We start from the raw sequence: 3,219 nt of genomic DNA, 5'->3' as shown, positions 1-3,219 counted from the left end.
TTGTTCATCAACACGCTTTGACAAAAAATTAATTTTTAATCTTTTCAAATTTTTTTGATTTAAGTTTTAGTCTTTTCCCCAACCTAGCACTTTAAATTATAGATCCTTATTTTCGGACATATTTAATTAATAGTAATTGTTTTATCACATTGTTCAGCCAATTCTATATCGTGTGTAACAATAACAATCGTTTTACCTTGTTGTTTCAATAGTTTTAAAATATTAATAACAATATCACGATTTCCTTTATCTAATGCACCTGTTGGTTCATCAGCTAAAATAATATCATTATCTTGTAACATTAACCGTGCTAATGCAACACGTTGCTGTTCACCACCACTTAAACTATAAATCTTAGCTTGTTCTTTACCTTTCAAACCAACTTTTTCAAGTATATTAGCAATGTCTTGTATTGTATGTTTGCTGTATTTTAAAGCAATAATTAGATTTTTATATACTGTCCAATCATCTACTAAGGCAAAATTTTGAAATAAAAATGAAATTTTATGTTGGTATAATTGCCTTACTTTTTTATAATTTAATTTTTCACCCTCTATATAAACTATGCCAGATGTAGGTTTTTCTAAACCACTCATAATATTTAATAATGTAGATTTTCCTGCACCACTTGCCCCAGTAATCGCAACAAGCTCATTAGCATTAATATGATATGAAAAATTTTCAAATAATGTTTGATTGTCATATGTCTTTGTAATATTTTTTAATGTAATCATGCCATTCTCCTTATCCATTCTTCAATGTATCTATAATACTTACACGTTGATAACTACTTATCACGACTAATAAACACAATATTTCACTTATCATATAAATAATACCTATCATCCAAGATATATGAAATATCGCACTAACAACAATATAAGCTAATAAAATAAGTGATAAATTAATTAGTAAATACTCACTATGCCTTAATAAAAATGGTATGCCTTGAATATAATAAATTGCATGTTGTTTCTTTTTATCTTCTAAATACGTTAAAGTCATAAATACAATCATATTCAATATAATAAATATTAAAATGAAGAAGGATATTCTATAAATTTTTAAATCTAATTGTAAATTATGTATTTCGCGCAAATTACGCAAATAAACATTTGATACATTGCGAATATTTTTGTCTAGTTGATATTTTACTAAAATAGGGAATAAATTTTGATAATTATTATGACCTGATTGAATAAACATTCTAGAATGAGAATACCAACGAATATAATCATTATCAAATTTAGATGTTTGTAAATTATTTTTTGTCAAAATGATAAATACATTGTCACTATGTTGATAATAAGTACTTTTAGAAATATTATTATAAAGTAACACAACAGGCTTATTATCATAATGTATTACATTCACTTTATCAAAACTATATTTTTGTCGTATATAACTTATCCATTGTTGTTCTTTAGCATCATTCATATTTGTAGGTATTGCTACATTTAATGTAGCTGCATCATATATAATTTTTGTCGTATCCATTAAACTATAATTAATATTTTTCAAATAATTATCATTAATAATAAGCATTGGATATTGTGCACTCATATCTATTACTTTACTATCATGAATACCCATATAGTAATAACTGGTTTCAAATAATACCATGTCTTTGTACTGGTCAACAGTCAATTTTTTTAAATTTTCATCTAACTGTTTATCAGATAATACATTATTATGACTAATATAAGTAGTTGCATAATTTTTCAATGATTGATAATGTTCAAATTGAGATAGTTTAGCTTTTAAATCGTTTTGCATCCACAACATAAATTGTAGTAATAACATCATAATTATAGATACAATAAATAAAGCAATGTAACTATAAATATTAAGTATTTTAATAGACTTTTTACCTTTAATCATTAAATTAATATTAACCATATAGATTGTTAACAGTGATAAACTATAAATAATTAAAATAATTGATGCATAAATAATTTGTAATAAATTAGAAAATAATAATAAATCTAGCCATCTTGCACCGTGTTTAACAAACATATCATAGCTCAAAATACTTATATTAAATAAGATAATAAACATAGCTATCTTTATTAATTTTTCTTTCAAAAAATAACTAATAATATGATAATTGTAATTACCTAATAGCTGTTGTATTGCTATTTCTTTAAATCGAATAAACACTTCATAGAAGGATATAAAAATAAAAATAATAAAAAATAATACAAGCGAACTTATTAATGGTTTGAATTTAGGTTGTATTTCTAAATATTCTACAATATCTTTAGTAACCATTTGTTGCTGAACAGTATAATCAAACTGTACTTGACTTAGATAATTCTTTATTTTATTAAAATTATTAGCTGTTGTTTCAAAATAATAACGTCCTATAATCCCTTCGTGTTTTAATTCTGCAAAGGGTTTGAAATTAGTTACTACATAATCATTAAACTTATCTCTAGGTAAAGTATTAGTAAATAATTTAGATAAATCAGCATGTTGATTCAAATTAAATGTTTGTTTAAATTGTTCAGGATTAGTTATTTTTACAAAAATATCTTGATTGTATGCTGTCGTTTCATTTTCATTTTCTATAATACGATACAAATTAATTCTTTCTTGTTGTGCAAATTGTTCTAGTTGTGTAATCAATGCCTCATTAGATACATCACTTTTCACATCTCGAATAATAACGCTCAAATTATTACTTTGATTCAAATAAACATCATCATACTCTTCTTTCATTTGAAATAAAAATAAAGATAAAACTAGTACAAAACATAATCCTATAGCATATAACAATGTCCATAATTTTTTCATACTACACCTCCTATAATAATAAGCGTGCCTAAGTCGGTACGCTCATTTATTAGTTTTCATCATTAGCATAATAAAATTCTTCTATAACACCCCATCTAGGTTCAGCACTAACTAAGGCTCATTCTTTAAGATGTTTTTTTAACTTTTTTAGAGATTGCGTCGTAATAAACCTTCTTTTACCACGATGATTAAATTTTCTATTAGATAGAGAAGATAAACCTGCATCAGTACAAACGATAAATTTGATGTAGATTAAAATCTGATTGTTCTATATAAATTTGACGATGATCAAACATAGCTTTTTTACTTTTAGGAAATAAAATGCGGTCATAGATTAACCTAGATAAGATTTGATTTAAATCAAAATTGGATTTATATTTTTTACTTATCTTATCACATATTGGTTTGGGTATACTAATATAG

The 3,219-nt window shown here is 24.4% G+C and carries 3 protein-coding genes; all 3 read right to left on the bottom strand.

The window, feature by feature from the left end:
- Positions 1 to 122: 122 nt before the first annotated feature.
- Complete coding sequence (locus AC5EAH_RS07840; protein WP_493494225.1) at positions 123 to 734, bottom strand: ATP-binding cassette domain-containing protein; 612 nt, start codon at positions 732 to 734, stop codon at positions 123 to 125.
- A gap of 10 nt (positions 735 to 744) precedes the next feature.
- Positions 745 to 2,796 carry a DUF1430 domain-containing protein gene (locus AC5EAH_RS07835; RefSeq protein WP_493494224.1) on the bottom strand — a complete coding sequence of 684 codons (2,052 nt, stop codon included), beginning with the start codon at positions 2,794 to 2,796 and terminating at the stop codon, positions 745 to 747.
- Positions 2,797 to 3,020: 224 nt separating this feature from the next.
- A partial coding sequence (locus AC5EAH_RS07830) for a hypothetical protein (RefSeq protein ID WP_493494223.1) occupies positions 3,021 to 3,219 on the bottom strand: 199 nt, incomplete at its 5' end.

Source organism: Staphylococcus sp. B1(2026) (genome assembly GCF_058895785.1).
This window is presented reverse-complemented; position numbering and strand designations above follow the sequence as displayed.

Coding starts and splice junctions, on each gene's coding strand:
- AC5EAH_RS07840 (WP_493494225.1), bottom strand. CDS start 734: ATGATTACATTAAAAAATATTACAAAGACATATGACAATCAAACATTA.
- AC5EAH_RS07835 (WP_493494224.1), bottom strand. CDS start 2,796: ATGAAAAAATTATGGACATTGTTATATGCTATAGGATTATGTTTTGTA.